Annotated in this window: 14 protein-coding genes and 1 tRNA gene; 5 read left to right on the top strand and 10 right to left on the bottom strand. The window is 68.5% G+C overall.

The window, feature by feature from the left end:
• Positions 1-21 precede the first annotated feature (21 nt).
• Both fabI and AC07Q9_RS08555 read left to right on the top strand, forming a co-directional pair.
• Entirely contained in the window at positions 22-804 is a 783-nt protein-coding gene (fabI, locus tag AC07Q9_RS08560; RefSeq protein WP_095745393.1) for an enoyl-ACP reductase FabI, read from the top strand.
• Positions 805-835: 31 nt separating this feature from the next.
• On the top strand, positions 836-1,684 hold the full coding sequence (locus AC07Q9_RS08555) for a DNA ligase (protein WP_495308741.1): 849 nt from the start codon (positions 836-838) through the stop codon (positions 1,682-1,684).
• Between the two features lie 45 nt (positions 1,685-1,729).
• Here AC07Q9_RS08555 and AC07Q9_RS08550 read toward each other — a convergent pair whose 3' ends face one another.
• Entirely contained in the window at positions 1,730-4,027 is a 2,298-nt protein-coding gene (locus AC07Q9_RS08550) for an Orn/Lys/Arg family decarboxylase (RefSeq protein WP_495308740.1), read from the bottom strand.
• A gap of 216 nt (positions 4,028-4,243) precedes the next feature.
• Between AC07Q9_RS08550 and AC07Q9_RS08545 the strand changes: the two genes are divergently transcribed.
• The 3 genes from AC07Q9_RS08545 to AC07Q9_RS08535 all read left to right on the top strand — a co-directional run bounded on the left by AC07Q9_RS08545 (position 4,244) and on the right by AC07Q9_RS08535 (position 5,762).
• Positions 4,244-4,657, top strand: coding sequence for an NfeD family protein (locus tag AC07Q9_RS08545; RefSeq protein WP_489056678.1), 414 nt, complete (start codon positions 4,244-4,246; stop codon positions 4,655-4,657).
• 48 nt (positions 4,658-4,705) lie between these two features.
• Positions 4,706-5,635, top strand: coding sequence for an SPFH domain-containing protein (locus AC07Q9_RS08540; RefSeq protein ID WP_099789315.1), 930 nt, complete (start codon positions 4,706-4,708; stop codon positions 5,633-5,635).
• A 36-nt stretch (positions 5,636-5,671) separates the two neighbouring features.
• A tRNA-Ser gene (locus tag AC07Q9_RS08535) sits at positions 5,672-5,762 on the top strand.
• A gap of 115 nt (positions 5,763-5,877) precedes the next feature.
• Here AC07Q9_RS08535 and AC07Q9_RS08530 read toward each other — a convergent pair.
• From AC07Q9_RS08530 to AC07Q9_RS08490, 9 genes are all read right to left on the bottom strand, one after another.
• Positions 5,878-6,621: a GntR family transcriptional regulator gene (locus AC07Q9_RS08530; protein ID WP_495300183.1), complete on the bottom strand. Its 744-nt coding sequence runs from the start codon at positions 6,619-6,621 to the stop codon at positions 5,878-5,880.
• A gap of 58 nt (positions 6,622-6,679) precedes the next feature.
• Positions 6,680-7,441, bottom strand: a complete 762-nt coding sequence (locus AC07Q9_RS08525) for an aspartate/glutamate racemase family protein (RefSeq protein ID WP_495308738.1) — start codon at positions 7,439-7,441, stop codon at positions 6,680-6,682.
• Between the two features lie 16 nt (positions 7,442-7,457).
• Entirely contained in the window at positions 7,458-8,885 is a 1,428-nt protein-coding gene (gene hydA, locus AC07Q9_RS08520; protein ID WP_307588420.1) for a dihydropyrimidinase, read from the bottom strand.
• A gap of 46 nt (positions 8,886-8,931) precedes the next feature.
• Positions 8,932-9,660 carry a maleate cis-trans isomerase family protein gene (locus AC07Q9_RS08515; protein ID WP_489056676.1) on the bottom strand — a complete coding sequence of 243 codons (729 nt, stop codon included), beginning with the start codon at positions 9,658-9,660 and terminating at the stop codon, positions 8,932-8,934.
• Between the two features lie 25 nt (positions 9,661-9,685).
• Entirely contained in the window at positions 9,686-11,011 is a 1,326-nt protein-coding gene (locus AC07Q9_RS08510) for an MFS transporter (RefSeq protein ID WP_492676984.1), read from the bottom strand.
• A 218-nt stretch (positions 11,012-11,229) separates the two neighbouring features.
• Positions 11,230-12,456 (bottom strand): pyridoxal-phosphate-dependent aminotransferase family protein, encoded by a 1,227-nt coding sequence (locus tag AC07Q9_RS08505; protein ID WP_495308735.1) that lies wholly within the window; start codon positions 12,454-12,456, stop codon positions 11,230-11,232.
• 37 nt (positions 12,457-12,493) lie between these two features.
• Complete coding sequence (locus tag AC07Q9_RS08500; protein ID WP_495308732.1) at positions 12,494-13,264, bottom strand: fumarylacetoacetate hydrolase family protein; 771 nt, start codon at positions 13,262-13,264, stop codon at positions 12,494-12,496.
• A 32-nt stretch (positions 13,265-13,296) separates the two neighbouring features.
• Positions 13,297-14,091 carry a 2-keto-4-pentenoate hydratase gene (locus tag AC07Q9_RS08495; RefSeq protein ID WP_495308731.1) on the bottom strand — a complete coding sequence of 265 codons (795 nt, stop codon included), beginning with the start codon at positions 14,089-14,091 and terminating at the stop codon, positions 13,297-13,299.
• Entirely contained in the window at positions 14,067-15,443 is a 1,377-nt protein-coding gene (locus AC07Q9_RS08490; protein WP_495308728.1) for an amidase, read from the bottom strand. The genes AC07Q9_RS08495 and AC07Q9_RS08490 overlap by 25 nt, the downstream gene beginning before the upstream one ends.
• Positions 15,444-15,449: the final 6 nt, after the last annotated feature.

Raw genomic sequence — 15,449 nt, 5'->3', positions numbered from 1 at the left:
AGATTTTCACGAGGCAACTTCATGGGCTTTCTTTCCGGCAAGAAACTGTTGATCACCGGTGTGTTGAGCAATCGCTCCATTGCATATGGCATTGCCAAGGCCTGTCACGACCAGGGCGCGGAACTCGCCTTCAGTTATGTCGGCGAGCGATTCAAGGACCGTATCACCGAATATGCCGCAGACTTCGGCTCGAAACTGATTTTCGACTGCGACGTGGGCGACGACGCGCAGATCGACAAGCTCTTCACCGACCTCGCGCAGACCTGGCCCAAATTCGACGGCTTCGTGCACAGCATCGGCTTCGCCACGCGCGAGTCGATCGCCGGCGACTTCCTGGAAGGCCTCTCGCGCGAAGGCTTCAAGATCGCGCACGACATCAGTGCCTACAGCTTCCCGGCCATGGCCAAGGCGGCCCTGCCCTACCTCAACGACAAGTCGGCTCTGCTCACGCTGACCTACCTGGGCGCCGAGCGCGCGCTGCCCAACTACAACACCATGGGCCTGGCCAAGGCCTCGCTCGAGGCGTCGGTGCGCTACACCGCCGCCTCGCTCGGCCCGAAGGGCATGCGCGTGAACGGCATCAGCGCCGGCCCCATCAAGACGCTCGCCGCCAGCGGCATCAAGAGCTTCAGCAAGATCCTCACGGCCGTGGCCGACGCCTCGCCGATCCGCCGCAACGTGACCATCGAGGAAGTCGGCAACGTGGCCGCCTTCCTGCTGAGCGACCTCGCCAGCGGCGTGACCGCCGAGATCACCTACGTGGACGGCGGCTTCAGCAACGTGGTCGGAGGCATGGCGGAGTAATTTCCCCTCTCGGCTTCCAGCGCCTGCCACCGTGTTGAACCGACGCACCCTCCTCCTGCTTGCGGGACTGGGCGCAGCTCTTTCGGGCCGCGCCGCGTTCGCGCGCGCGGCCGCGCCCGCCCTGATGCTCGCCGAGGTGTACCGCCCCGGCATGTCGCTCGCGGGCTACTGGGTCAGCGAGAAGTTCGACGGCGTGCGCGGCTACTGGGACGGCCAGAAGCTCTGGACCCGCGGCGGCGAGCCCGTCGCGGCGCCCATCTGGTTCACCGCCTCGCTGCCCAAGCAGCCGCTCGACGGCGAACTGTGGGCGGGACGTGGTCGCTTCAACCACACGATGTCCACCGTGCGCAGCCAGACGCCCAGCGACACCGCCTGGCACGAGATCCGTTTCATGGTGTTCGACCTGCCCGCCCAGGGCGGCGACTTCAACACCCGCCTCGCGGCGCTGCGCAAGCTGCTGCCGATCACCGATGCGCCCTGGGTGATGGCCGTGCCGCAGCAGCCCGCAACCACGCACGAAGACCTGCAGGCGCTGCTCGACAAGACCGTGAAGATGGGCGGCGAAGGCCTGATGCTGCACCGGGGCGCGTCGATGTACCGCGGCGAGCGCAACAACGACCTGCTCAAGGTCAAGCCGTTTGACGACGCCGAGGCCCGCGTGGTCGCGCACCTGCCCGGCAAGGGCAAGCACCACGGCCGGCTCGGGGCCTTGATGGTCGAGATGCCCGACGGCCAGCGCTTCCGCCTCGGCACCGGACTGACCGACGCCGAGCGCGACCAGCCGCCGCCGATCGGCAGCCTGGTGACCTACCGCTACAACGGCACGCACCCGAGCGGGCTGCCGAAGTTCGCGCGCTTCATGCGCGTGCGCGAAGGCTAACCCCGCCTTCGCAGACCGTGCCCCTCAACGGGGCACGTCCCTTTCTCAACTTGCCTTGCGCACGCAGTCCGCGTAGTACCGCTTCTTGCCCGTCTCGTCGACGCGCGCCACCAGACCGTGGATGTCGGTCTCGAAGCCCGGGCACTGCAGGTTGAACTCGCGCGAGAACTTCAGGTAGTCGACGATCTTCTTGTTAAAGACTTCGCCCGGGATCAAAAGCGGAATGCCCGGCGGGTACGGCGTGATCAGGCTCGTGGTGATGCGGCCTTCGAGCTCGTCGATCTCCACGCGCTCGGTCTTGCGGTGCGCGATGTGGGCGAAGGCGTCGCTGGGCTTCATGGCCGGAGTCAGGTCGCTCAGGTACATCTCGGTCGTGAGGCGGGCCACGTCGTAGCGCGCGTACAGCTGGTGGATGTGCTGGCACAGGTCGCGCAGGCCCAGGCGCTCGTAGCCCGGGTGCTGCTGGCAGAACTCGGGGAGGATGCGCCACATCGGCTGGTTGCGCGCGTAGTCGTCCTTGAACTGCTGCAGCGCCGTGAGCAGCGTGTTCCAGCGGCCCTTGGTGATGCCGATGGTGAACATGATGAAGAAGCTGTACAGGCCCGTCTTCTCCACGATCACGCCGTGCTCGGCCAGGAACTTGGTCACCACGCTGGCGGGGATGCCGGTCTCGGCAAAGTTGCCTTCCAGGTCCAGGCCGGGCGTGACGATGGTCGACTTGATCGGGTCGAGCATGTTGAAGCCGTCGGCCAGCTCGCCGAAGCCGTGCCAGTTGCGCGGCGACTTCTTGCTCTTGGGCTTGCCGTTCTTCTCGCCGTGCATGATCCAGTCTTCGGCGCGGCCGATGCCTTCGTCGACGAGCTTCTCGGGGCCCCAGACCTTGAACCACCACTCGTCCTTGCCGAACTCGTCCTCGACCTTGCGCATGGCGCGGCGGAAATCGAGCGCTTCCAGGATGCTTTCTTCCACCAGCGCGGTGCCGCCGGGCGGCTCCATCATGGCGGCGGCCACGTCGCAGCTGGCGATGATCGCGTACTGCGGGCTGGTCGACGAGTGCATCAGGTAGGCCTCGTTGAAGAGGTCGCGGTCGAGCGCGCGGTTCTGCGAGTCCTGCACCAGCACGTGGCTGGCCTGGCTGATGCCGGCCAGCAGCTTGTGCGTCGACTGCGTGGCGAACACCAGCGATTCCTTCGGGCGCACGCGGCGCTTGCCCATCGCGTGGTACGCGCCATAGAACGGATGGAAGGCGGCGTGCGGCAGCCAGGCCTCGTCGAAGTGCAGCGTGTCGACGTAGCCGTCGAGCATGTTCTTGATGGTCTCGGTGTTGTAGATCACGCCGTCGTAGGTCGACTGCGTGAGCGTCATCACGCGCGGCTTGACCTTGTTCGGGTCCACGTCGGCGAGCAGCGGGTTGGCCTTGATCTTGGCCTTGATGGCGCTCTGCTCGAACTCGCTCTTCGGAATCGGGCCGATGATGCCGAAGTGGTTGCGCGTGGGCTTCATGAACACCGGAATCGCGCCGGTCATGATGATCGCGTGCAGGATCGACTTGTGGCAGTTGCGGTCGACCACCACCACGTCGTCGGGCGCCACCGTGTGGTGCCACACCATCTTGTTGCTGGTGCTGGTGCCGTTGGTCACGAAGAAGCAGTGGTCGGCATTGAAGATGCGCGCCGCATTGCGCTCGCTGGCCGCCACCGGGCCGGTGTGGTCGAGCAGCTGGCCCAGTTCTTCCACCGCGTTGCAGACGTCGGCGCGCAGCATGTTCTCGCCGAAGAACTGGTGGAACATCTGGCCCACCGGGCTCTTCAGGAACGCCACGCCGCCCGAGTGGCCCGGGCAGTGCCACGAGTACGAACCGTCTTCGGCGTAGTCGATCAGCGCCTTGAAGAACGGCGGCTGCACGCCTTCCAGGTAGCTCTTGGCCTCGCGAATGATGTGGCGCGCCACGAATTCGGGGGTGTCCTCGAACATGTGGATGAAGCCGTGCAGCTCGCGCAGGATGTCGTTCGGGATGTGGCGCGAGGTCTTGGTCTCGCCATAGATGTAGATCGGCACGTCGGCGTTCTTGCGACGCACCTCGCCGATGAAGCTGCGCAGGCTCAGCACGGCCGGGTCGAGGTCGGGGCCGACCGTGAACTCTTCGTCGTCGATCGACAGGATGAAGGCACTGGCGCGGCTTTGCTGCTGCGCGAACTGGCTCAGGTCACCGTAGCTCGTGACGCCCAGCACCTCGAAGCCCTCGCTTTCGAAGGCCTGCGCAAGCGCGCGGATGCCGAGGCCCGAAGTGTTTTCGGAGCGGAAGTCCTCGTCGATGATGACGATGGGAAAGCGGAATTTCATGAGCGGGGCTCCGGACAGGCAGTCAGACAGGCAATGAGCGAGGCGCGAAGTGTACGGAATTCGGATGACGGATTGCGCCGGCCGGGTTCAAGCCCGCGCAGGTGCGTGACTGCGAAGAGCCCCACCGGGCGCCATATCCCTACGCGACACAGGCGCATGGCACGCCATGCCGCAGAATGGCGACGGTCCAAGTAACAAAAGAAGAGAGGAGTTGCCATGGGAAATCCCACCTTCTGGTGGTTGATCGCAGGCGCGGCCATCGTGGCCGAGTTGTTGTCCGGCACGGTGTACCTGCTGCTGCTGGCCACCGGCTTCGCCGCCGCCGCCATCGCCGCGCACCTGGGCTTCGGCCTCGTCACGCAGCTGCTGGTGGCCGCCGTGGTCGGCGTGGGCTCAGTCGTGACCTGGTACCTGATCCGGCGCAACCGTCCGGCTGCGCCCTCCAGCGACCTCAACCTGGACATCGGCGAGAGCGTGTTCGTCGATGCCTGGAACCCCGACGGCACCGCCACCGTGCGCTACCGCGGCTCGCAATGGACCGTCGTGCTGCGTGCGGGCCATGCGCCTTCCACCGGCGAACACCGCGTGGTCGAGGTGATCGGCAGTCGCCTCGTGGTCGACAAGATCTAGCAGTTCAATCCGTCCGTCAGAAAAACGCATTCGAAAAGGAAGCACACCATGGAATTTTCCGTTCCTCTCATCATCCTGGTCATCGCGATCATCTTCATCAGCCAGTCGGTCAAGTTCGTGCCGCAGCAGAACGCATGGGTGCGCGAGCGCCTGGGCAAGTACCACGGCACCATGACGCCCGGCCCGAACTTCCTGATCCCGTTCATCGACCGCGTGGCCTACAAGCACAGCCTGAAGGAAATCCCGCTCGACGTGCCCAGCCAGATCTGCATCACGCGCGACAACACGCAGCTGCAGGTCGACGGCATCCTGTACTTCCAGGTGACCGACCCGATGCGCGCCAGCTACGGCTCGTCGAACTACATCGTGGCCGTGACCCAGCTCGCACAGACCTCGCTGCGCAGCGTGATCGGCAAGCTCGAGCTCGACAAGACCTTCGAGGAGCGCGACGTGATCAACGCCCAGGTGGTGGCCGCCATCGACGAGGCCGCGCTCAACTGGGGCGTGAAGGTGCTGCGCTACGAAATCAAGGACCTGACGCCGCCGAAGGAAATTCTGCTGGCCATGCAGGCGCAGATCACCGCCGAACGCGGCAAGCGCGCGCTCATCGCCGCCTCGGAAGGCCGTCGCCAGGAACAGATCAACATCGCCACTGGCGAACGCGAAGCCTTCATTGCCCGCTCCGAGGGCGAGAAGCAGGCGCAGATCAACAATGCGCAGGGTGAAGCCGCCGCCATCACGGCCGTGGCCACCGCCACGGCGGACGCCATCGAACGCGTGGCCGCCGCCATCCAGAAGCCGGGCGGCGAACAGGCCGTGCAGCTGAAGGTGGCCGAGCGCGCCGTCGATGCCTACGGCAAGGTGGCCGCCGATTCGAAGACCACGCTCATCGTGCCGAGCAACATGACCGAGACGGCCGCGCTGATCTCGTCGGCCATGCGCATGATCCAAACCGGCAAAAGCTCTGGCCCGACCTGAAAACGGCTGAAAACCCGCGCTACAATCGTGGGCTCAGGAGCGGTGGATGAGCGGTTTAAGTCGCACGCCTGGAAAGCGTGTGAGGGTTAATAGCCCTCCGCGGGTTCGAATCCCGCCTGCTCCGCCAAAACGATGCCCCAGTAGCTGCCAAGCTGCTGGGGCTTTTTGTTTGTTGGGCACCCGCAATGGGTTTGCCTGTGCCTTGCGGACATCGGGCATGCCGTTGCCCGACCTCCTCCGGTTCAGCTGAACACGCTTTCGAGATCGACCTCTTCCGCGCTGTCGTCCAGCTTCAGGCTCTGCTCGATGTGGTCGAGGTGATGCAGCATCAGCTTCTCGGCGCGTGCGGCGTCGCCGCGGTTCACGGCGGCGACGATTTCCTCGTGCTCGTCTGCGCGGCAGCTGGTGGCCGTGGGGGCGTCGTACAGCGAGATGATCAGGCAGGTCAGCACCGACAGCTCGCGCATCGAGCGCGCCAGCGCCGAGTTGCCGGCCAACTCGGCCAGCAGCACATGGAACTCGCCCGACAGCCGCACGATGGCGCGCTTGTCGTCGCGTCGGCGGGCATCGGCCTCGAGTTCGATGTGGCGTTGCAGGCGCTGCTTCTTGGTGTCGTCGAGCGTGCGGATGAGGCGGCGCAGCACGCCGGGTTCGATGAGGCGGCGCGCCTCGAACACGTCCTGCGCCTGCTCGATGGTGGGCTTGGCGACAAAAGCGCCGCGCTGCGGCACGAGCTCGACGATCTGCTCGTGCGCCAGCCGGGCCAGCACCTCGCGCACCTTGGCGCGGCTGGTCGCGAAGATCGTGGCCAGCCGGTCTTCGCCCAGCTTCGTGCCCGGCGCGAGACGGTGTTCCAGGATGGCGGCCGAGATTTTCTCGGCGATTTCATCGACGCTGTGTTCGCGGGCGTTGGGGGCACCGGTCGTGCCGGTGGCGCCAGTCGCGCCGTTCGCGCTGGTCTTGCGGGCTGGGGCTTTGGTGGGCATCGGCGCCGATTCTATCGACGCCCCCCCGAGGCTGCAGAGCGTCACGGGGCCCACCGCCTCAGCCTGGCACGCGGGCGCCGTCGCGTGCCAGAAGCCGCGCCAGGGCCTCGGGCAGGCCGTGGTTCGGCTTGATCGGCGGCGGCGCAAAACTGCCCAGGCGCGCCGGTGCAGGTGCCAGCGACACGAGCGTCTGCGCATGGCACACGGCACTCGACACGCCGTCGACCACCGGCACCGGAATGCGGTCCTTGATGGAGCGCGCCAGGCCCGCCAGCGGCGCGCCGGCAATGATGATCACGTCCGCGCCGTCGTCCTCGATGGCCGACATGCACAGGGCTTCCAGGCGCTGGCCGTGGTCGTCCTGCACGTGGCCGATGTCCTTGAGTGGACCGTCCAGGCTGCGGATGCTCGCCAGCCGGTCGCTGAGACCGTTGGCCTGCACGCACTCGCGGTACCAGGCCGTGATGCGCCGCGAGATCGCGACGATCGAGAAGCGCTTGCCCAGCAGGCTCGCGCTCATCAGTGCGGCTTCGGTCATGCCGACCACGGGGATGTCGAGCGCCTCGCGCAGGCCGTCGATGCCGGGGTCGCCGAAGGCCGCGACCACGATGGCGTCGTGCCGCGTGTGGTGCTCGGCCGCGAGCGTGGCGGCAGCGTAGGCGCCGATCAGCGATTCGAAGCGGGTCTCGATGTAGGCCACGCCGAAGGGCGCCGTGAGCACCTCGATGTGCGTGTCGCTCGCGGCTGCGCGCCGGGCCTCGGCCGCGATCAGGTCGGAGACGCTTTGCGAGGTGTTGGGATTGATGAGCAGCAGGTTCATGGCGGTGGCTCCAGGTTCAGGCGGGTCGGCGGCTCGGCAGCAAGGTGGGCTCGCCCCGGCGCAGGAATTCTCCGCGTCCGGCGCGCGGATGGAAGCGTTCGCCGTCCCACACGACCTCGCCGCGCGCCAGCGTCAGCGCCGGCCAGGCCTTCACCTCGATGCCCTCGTAGGGCGTGTAGTCGACGTCGTGGTGCAGGTCGGCGTTGCGGATGGCGCGCGGCGTGGTGCCCCAGACCACGAGGTCGGCATCGGCACCGACGGCGATCGTGCCCTTGCGCGGGTGCAGCCCGTAGGCCTTGGCGGGGTTGGTGGACGTCAGCTCGACGAACTTGTTGATGGTGATGCGCCCGTCGAGCACGCCGTGCGAGAACAACAGCGGCAGCCGCGTCTCGATGCCCGGAATGCCGTTCGGGATGTGGCGGAAGGCCACCTCTTCGCCGCCGGGCTTCTTGCCCTCGGGCGCGTCGTAGCGGAACGGCGCATGGTCCGACGAGAAGATCGTGAACAGCCCGTCGGACAGCCCGTTCCAGATCACCTGCTGGTTCTCGCGGTTGCGCGGCGGCGGGCTGCAGACGCAGCGTGCGCCCTGGTAGCTGTCGTCGATGCCCAGGTCTTCGGCGGTCAGAAACAGGTACTGCGGACAGGTTTCGGCGAACACGCTCAGGCCGTGCGCGCGCGCCCAGCGGATCTGCTCGACGGCTTCGCGTCCCGACACGTGCACGATCATGATCGGCACGTCGACCAGCTCCGACAGCGCGATGGCGCGGTGCGTCGCCTCGCGCTCGACCAGCATCGGCCGCGAATGCGCATGAAAGCGCGGCGCGGTGCGCCCGCTGGCTTCGAGCCGCTTGGTCAGCCACTCGATGCAGTCGGCGTTCTCGGCATGGATCATGGCCATCGCGCCCTGCTCTCTCGCCACCGACAGCACGTCGAGGATCTGGCCGTCGTCCAGCTTCAGATCGTCGTAGGTCATGTAGATCTTGAACGAGGTGTAGCCCTCGGCGATGAGCTGCGGCAGCTCGTGCTTGAGCACTTCCTCGGTCGGGTCGCTCACGATCAGGTGGAAGGCGTGGTCGACGTGGGCGCGGCCCTCGGCGCGCTGGTGGTAGTCCTGCACGGCGGCGCGCAGCGACTGGCCCTTCTGCTGCGCGGCGAACGGGATCACGGTGGTGGTGCCGCCGCAGGCCGCGGCGCGGGTGCCCGAGCCGAAGTCGTCGGCCATGCGCACGGGCGGCTCCATCGGCTGGTCGAGGTGGCAGTGGGCGTCGACGCCGCCCGGCGTCACGTAGCGGCCGGCGGCGTCGATCTCCTGCCGGCCGGGCGGCAGGCCGAGGCCGAGCTGCACGATGCGGCCACCGGCGATGCCGATGTCCGAATCGAAGGTGTCGCTGGCGGTGGCAACGCGGGCGTTGCGCACCACGAGATCGAGGTCGCGGAAGGTCATGGTCTTTCTTTGCTTTTCTGTCTGTTTCGGGGGCGGTGGCGAACGCTCAGGCTGTTGCGTCGAACAGCCGGCCCCAGCCCTTCACGGCGCCCGGCGCGACGCCGACGGTCTTCAGCGCGCGCCAGACCACGGTGGCCACCGAGTCGTAGATCGGGATGCCGAGCTCGCGCTCCATCTCCTCGACCAGCTGCGCGCCGCTGAGGTTCGTGCACATGATGGTGATGGCGTCGGGGCGCTGCTGCGCCACCTCGCGCAGCATGCGGCGCAGCGTGTCGGGCTCGACCTCGCTGAACGAGAAGTTCACCGTGAGGTCCAGGTGGCGCTCGGCCACGCAGTCGATGCCGATGCCCGCGTAGTTGGCGACGATGCGCCGCTGCACGTCCTCGACGTACGGCGACACCAGCCCCAGCGTGCGCGCGCCCTGCGCGGCCAGCAGTTCGTTGAGCGCCAGCACCGAGGTGGTCGCCGGGATGCCGGTGGCCTCGGTGATGCGCGCGCACAGCGCCTGGTCTTTCTCGAAGCCGAGCCAGCTGGCCGAGGTACCGCTCCAGCAGATGGTGTCGACGCGTGCGTCGGCCAGCAGCCGCGCGGCCTCGAGGATCTTGCTGTCGTCGAACTGGTTCAGCGACGCATCGCGCATCGAGATCTCGGTGACGGTGAAGCGCGAGAAATGCGCCGAGACGCCGGGCACGGCCGCGACCATCGCGCTGGTCAGCGGTTCGAGCGCCGTGTTCGAGGACGGCGTGAGCACGCCGATGAGTTTGCGAGGGGTCATGGGATGGAAGTCCGGGTGGTTGGCCTCAGACCGGCAGCTTCTTGCTGTAGTCGATCAGCATCGTCGAGCAGACGAAGAGGCCCGCACCGGCGGCAGTGAACAGCATGAGCGCCATGAAGTACGAGCCCGTGGCCTGCACGATCAGGCCGACCACGATCGGCACGCCGATGCCCGCCACGTTGCCGCCCAGGTTCATCGTGCCGCCCAGGAAGCCGACCCGGGCACGCGTGCCGAGGATCGACGGCACGCACCAGAACAGGCCGCACCAGCGCAGGAAGAACAGCGTGACCGACAGCAGCACGACCACGGCGACCGGGTCCGTGATCCGCGTCACCATGAAGATGGCGATGGTCGCGATGATCGACGAGATGCCGAACAGCGTGCGCAGCACCTTGCTCTGCGACGCGCCGGCGGCCATCCATTTGTCGGCCAGCCAGCCGCCGAACATTTCGCCGACGAAGCCCGAGAAGAACATGATGAACACCGCGCCGCCCATCTGCTTGATGTCGAAGCCGTGCACCTTCGACAGGTAGTTCGGCATCCAGGTGAGCAGGCCGTAGAACAGCGCGTTGAAGCACATCCAGCCGAAGAACATGCCCCACACCGAGCGGTAGCGGAAGAAGTCGAGCACGCGCCCGCTCGCATTGGCCGATTCCTTGGCGGCGTCGGCGGCATGGCTGGCCTCGATGTAGCGTGCCTCGGCTTCGTTCACGTCGGGATGCTGGCGCGGATGGTTGCGGATGTAGCGCCAGGCGAAGTAGCCGGCGATGACGGTGCCGACACCGGCGATCACGAAGGCCAGGCGCCACGAGCCGAGGACGGCGATCAGCGCCGAGATCAGGATCGCGCCCAGCGCCGCGCCCAGGGGCGCACCGCCGTCGAGCAAGGTGGCGCCGCGTCCGCGTTCGGTCTGCGTCATCCAGATGCCGTTGAGCTTGCCGCCCGCGGGGTAAATCGGCGCTTCGGCCGCGCCCAGGCCCAGCCGGGTCAGCAGCAAGGGAACCCAGCCCGTGCACAAGGCGGCGATGGCCTGGAAGAAGCCCCAGCCCACGGTGGCGCCGGCAATGACGACGCGCGGGCCGTAGCGGTCGGCCAGCATGCCGCCCGGGATCTGCATCAGCGCATAGGTCCAGAAGAACGAACTGAGCAGCAGGCCCTGCACGGCCGGGCCGATGTCGAATTCCTTGGCGATCAGCGGCATGGCCACCGAGAGCGAGGCCCGGTCGATGTAGTTGATCGAGATCAGGAACAACATCATCAGGAAGATCTTCCAGCGCACCTTGGTGGGCTGGAGGGCGGCGTCGGGCGCTGCGGCGGTCGCCTTGGCGCCGTCCGTCATGGTGTTTTGCATCGGTTTGTCTCCTTGCAGTGGCACGGATGCCAGCTTGCAAGGAAACGACCCGGCACGCTGGCGAACTTTGCAGTCGCGGGTCGGGCTGGTCCGGTCCAGTGCACCACCGAGGCTGTGGAGCGGAATTTAGGCTTTGTCGAAATCAACGTCAACATCAATGTTGACAATCTTGTTGACGATAATGGCAAACACCTAGACCGCAGCCCCTTCCCGGGGGATCACGCGGCGTCGACGGCCGGTGTTTCCGCAAAGTACACCATGGCCGCCAGCACCCCGCTGCCGGCCACCGGCACGCCCGCCAGCTTGAAACCCATCTCGATGCCCGTCAATGCGGCCATCAGCGTGAGGTCGTTGCAGTCGCCCAGGTGCCCGATGCGGAACATGCGGCCCCGCAGCTTGCCCAGCCCCGCGCCCAGCGAGAGGTCGAAGCGCTGGTGGATGAGCCGGCGCAGCGCATCGGCATCGACGCCCTGCGGCGTGATGACGCCGGTCAGGACCGGCGAGTGCACGCGCTCGTCCGCGCACTGCGTCGGCAGGCCCCAGGCCTGCACGGCGGCGCGCACGCCGCGGCCCCAGCGCTGGTGACGCGCGAAGATCACGGGCAGGCCCTGCTCGAGCACCATGTCCAGCGCCTCGCTCAGGCCGTACAGCAGGTTCGTGCTCGGCGTGTAGGGCCAGTAGCCGCCCTGGTTCATCTCGATGATCTCGTCCCAGGCCCAGAAGGCCTTGGGCAGGCGCGCCGTCTTCGCCACCTCGAGCGCCTTCGGCGACACGGCGTTGAAGCTGATGCCCGGCGGCAGCATGAGGCCCTTCTGCGAACCGCTGACGGTGACGTCCACGCCCCATTCGTCGTGCCGGTAGTCGGCGCTCGCCAGGCCCGAGATGGTGTCGACCATCAGCAACGCCGGATGGCCCGCCGCATCGATCGCGCGGCGCACCGCGGCGATGTCGGAGGTGACGCCGGTCGAGGTCTCGTTGTGCACCACGCACACGGCCTTGATGTGGTGCGTGGTGTCCTGGCGCAGGCGCTGCTCGATGAGGTCGGCCTGCACACCGTGGCGCCAGCTGCGCGGCAGGCCGGTCTCGTCGGTGCCTTCGAGCGCGAGGAACTCGGGCTCCAGGCCGAGCCGGCGCGCCATCTTCTGCCACAGCGTCGCGAAGTGGCCGGTCTCGAACATCAGCACGTGGTCGCCCGGGCTCATCACGTTGACCAGTGCCGCCTCCCAGGCGCCGGTGCCCGACGCGGGATAGACGACGACCGGGTGCCGGGTCTGGAACACCTGCTGCAGCCCGCCGATGACCTTCTTGCCGAGCGTGGCGAACTCGGGCCCGCGGTGGTCGATGGTCGGCAGGCTGATGGCCCGCAGGATGCGGTCGGGCACGGGGCTGGGGCCCGGGATCTGCAGGAAGTGGCGGCCGCTGGGGTGGTTGTCGAGCGCGATCATGGGGGTTGTCTCCGTTCTGGATGGGTTGTGGAAAGGGCTAGAGCTGCACCGACGCGTGGCCGATGCCCGGGAATTCGGCGGTGACGAGGTCGCCCTCGCCCGCTTCGAGAATGCCGACCCAGGTGCCGGTCGTGACGACGGTGCCGGCCGCGACGGTCTCGCCGTGGCGCGTGGCATGGCGCAGCCACGCGGGCAGCAGCCAGGCGGGGTCGCCGAGCGAATGCGTGCCGCGGCGCACCACGCTCGCCCGCGTGCCGATGCGCACTTCGCAGGCCTGCGCGGCCCAGTCGCGGGCCACGAACGGCACCCACGCACCCAGCACGAGCGCGCCATGCGATTGCAGGTCGGCCAGCTTGCACAGCGCGGGCGCGTCGAGGGCCTCCTGCCAGCGGGAGTCGACGATCTCGATCGAGACCGTCATGGCGCCGACCAGGGCGCGTGCGCTGTCGACATCCAGCGTCGCAGCCGACGCCGCATCGACGTCGCGCCCGATGCGCAGCGCGATCTCGGCCTCGATGCCCCGAAGGTGGAACGGCCAGTCGCCGGCCGTGGCCGGGCTGGTCCACACGCCGCGCGGCGGCAGCGGCGCATGCGTCAGCACGGCATCGCGCGACGGGCCGCCGGCCTTCCAGTACCGGGGCGGCGCCGCGCCGAACCAGCCGAGCGCCTGCGCCACCTGCTGCTGCACGGCGTAAGCCTCGTCGGCCTGCGCGAGCCCTTCGGCCACCTCAGCGGCCGGGCACGCGACGTGCGCGCCGCGCGCACGCACCAGCGCCTGCGCCACCGCGTCGATCATTGAATGGGACATATCGGGTTCCTCCAGTGATCCCAGGAAAGAAATCAGAAGCGCGCGTGCAAAGGCGCGAGCCCCTTCACCTCCGCCCGCACGGCCGTGCCCTGCGAGGCGAACAACATGCCGGTGCACGAACCGGTCGTCACGACCTGGCCGGCCCGCAGGCCCTGGCCCCGCGCCGCGCCTTCGTTGGCCAGCCACACGAGCAGCGCACCGACATCGGGGTGCGTGTGCTCCCCGACCGTGTGGGCGACGACCTGCGCGTCGAAATGCATCACGACCTCGGTGTGCGCAAGGTCGAGCCACGCACGCTCGAAAGGCGCGGGCTCGCCGAGCACAAGGCCGCCGTGGCACAGCAGGTCGGCGAGCAGCGCCGAGGGGCTGGCGTCGAGCCAGTCGATCAGGCGGGTTTCGGCCACCTCGATCACGGGCAGCACCGCGTCGATGGCATCGGCGACCTCGTCGCGCGTGTAGGGCAACGCGCGCGGCGGCAGGTCGGTGCCGAGGCGGAACGCGAGTTCGGCCTCGACGCCGCGCAGATGCCATGCACCGCCGACCAGCGACGCGCCGCCGGGCACCAGCCCTTCGGCCGGCAGCGGCGCGCACACGGGCTGGCGGTCCGGCGCGCTCGCGCCGACCTTCCAGCCGCCGACCGCACCAAGCGCCGCCAGCGTCGCGTCCTGGATCGCGTAGGCAGCGCGCCGGTCGTGCGACGGCAGCAGCGCCGACATCACGCGCCGCCCGTCGCGCCGCGCGCGGCACAGCGCCTGCGCGGCCTCGGCCGGCGCGAGCTGCGCCGCCACGGCCTCGGCCAGCGTCACAACGCGGGGAAGCGCCGCCACGGATGGGCCTGTTCGAACGAGCGCGCGAGCGCGAGCAAGGCGTCGTCCGCCCCTTCGCGCGCCACGAGCTGCACGCCGACCGGCAGCGGCCCTGCAAAGCCGCACGGCAGCGCGATGGCGGGCAGGCCCACGGCGTTCGCGAAGCCGGCGAACACCGCATGGCCGCGCGGGCCGACCTCGCGCCCGTCGATGCGCGTCGGATGCGTCTGGCCGGCGGGCCAGGGCAGCGCGGCGGCGGCGGGCGTGAGCAGGAAGTCGTAGCGATCGAACAGCTGCGCCAGCGTGTTGCGCAGCCGCTCGGCTTCGTACAGCAGCTCGAACAGCTCGCTCGCACTGGCCTTGCGGCCGTTCTCGGCATTCGCCTGCATCGCGGGGCCGAACAGTGACGCGTCGAAAGGCCGGCTCGACAGCTCCTGCGGATGCGCCACCAGCCAGGCCAGCCCGACCTGCGCCAGCAGCGGCCAGCGCTGGTTGACCGCTTCGGCAATGCCGAAGTCCTGCGCCGTCGTCACCTCGTGGCCGAGTTCGGCCATGTGGCGCGCAGCCGCTTCTGTCAGCGCCGCGATCTGCGGATCGACCGGGTGATCGCCGAAGCGTGGAATGAAGAGAATGCGCGCGCGTCGCGGGCCCGCGCCCTCCTCCACCGGCCGGTCGCCGATCACCTGCATCACGGCCGCCACGTCGGCCACGCTGCGCGCGATCGGGCCCGCGACCTCGAAGCCCAGGAAGATCGGCGGCAGCCCGTCGCCGCGCGGCACGCGCGCGCGCGAGGGCTTGAAGCCCACGAGGTTGGTGTGCGAGGCCGGCCGACGGATGGAGCCGCCGCCGTCGGTGCCCAGCGCGATGGGGCAGCCGCCCGCGGCCACCAGCGCCACCGCGCCGCCGGACGAACCACCGGGCGTGAGCGCCGGGTCCCACGGGTTGCCGGTGGGGCCGAACACCGGGTTGTCGGTGTAGCCCTGCATCGTGAACTCGGGCACGTTGGTCTTGCCGAAGATCACGGCGCCGGCCTCGCGCAGCCTGGCGACCGGCAGCTCGTCGCGCTCGGCCACGCCACCGGCCAGCGCGCGGCTGCCCCAGTGCGTCGGCAGGCCGCGCACCTGCAGGTTGTCCTTGATGGTGACGGGCACGCCGTCGAGCGCGCCCAGCGCCCGGCCGCTGCGCCAGCGCGCGCTGCTCTGCTCGGCCGCGTGCGTGGCGCCTTCGCTGTCGAGCGTGATGAGCGCGTTCAGCCGCGGGTTGACCTCGGCGCTGCGCTGCAGGCAGGCATGCAGCGCGTCGGTCGGGGTGAACGCCGCATCGCGAAAGCCTGCGGCGAGCTCGGTCGCGGTGAGTTGCCAGAGCGATGGCATACCGGG

Source organism: Variovorax sp. GW821-FHT09A10 (genome assembly GCF_059418385.1).
This window is presented reverse-complemented; position numbering and strand designations above follow the sequence as displayed.

Excerpts from the sequence above, each read along its gene's own strand:
- fabI (WP_095745393.1), top strand. The coding sequence starts at position 22 with ATGGGCTTTCTTTCCGGCAAGAAACTGTTGATCACCGGTGTGTTGAGC.
- AC07Q9_RS08550 (WP_495308740.1), bottom strand. The coding sequence starts at position 4,027 with ATGAAATTCCGCTTTCCCATCGTCATCATCGACGAGGACTTCCGCTCC.
- AC07Q9_RS08545 (WP_489056678.1), top strand. The coding sequence starts at position 4,244 with ATGGGAAATCCCACCTTCTGGTGGTTGATCGCAGGCGCGGCCATCGTG.
- AC07Q9_RS08540 (WP_099789315.1), top strand. The coding sequence starts at position 4,706 with ATGGAATTTTCCGTTCCTCTCATCATCCTGGTCATCGCGATCATCTTC.
- AC07Q9_RS08530 (WP_495300183.1), bottom strand. The coding sequence starts at position 6,621 with ATGCCCACCAAAGCCCCAGCCCGCAAGACCAGCGCGAACGGCGCGACT.
- AC07Q9_RS08525 (WP_495308738.1), bottom strand. The coding sequence starts at position 7,441 with ATGAACCTGCTGCTCATCAATCCCAACACCTCGCAAAGCGTCTCCGAC.
- hydA (WP_307588420.1), bottom strand. The coding sequence starts at position 8,885 with ATGACCTTCCGCGACCTCGATCTCGTGGTGCGCAACGCCCGCGTTGCC.
- AC07Q9_RS08515 (WP_489056676.1), bottom strand. The coding sequence starts at position 9,660 with ATGACCCCTCGCAAACTCATCGGCGTGCTCACGCCGTCCTCGAACACG.
- AC07Q9_RS08510 (WP_492676984.1), bottom strand. The coding sequence starts at position 11,011 with ATGCAAAACACCATGACGGACGGCGCCAAGGCGACCGCCGCAGCGCCC.
- AC07Q9_RS08505 (WP_495308735.1), bottom strand. The coding sequence starts at position 12,456 with ATGATCGCGCTCGACAACCACCCCAGCGGCCGCCACTTCCTGCAGATC.
- AC07Q9_RS08500 (WP_495308732.1), bottom strand. The coding sequence starts at position 13,264 with ATGTCCCATTCAATGATCGACGCGGTGGCGCAGGCGCTGGTGCGTGCG.
- AC07Q9_RS08490 (WP_495308728.1), bottom strand. The coding sequence starts at position 15,443 with ATGCCATCGCTCTGGCAACTCACCGCGACCGAGCTCGCCGCAGGCTTT.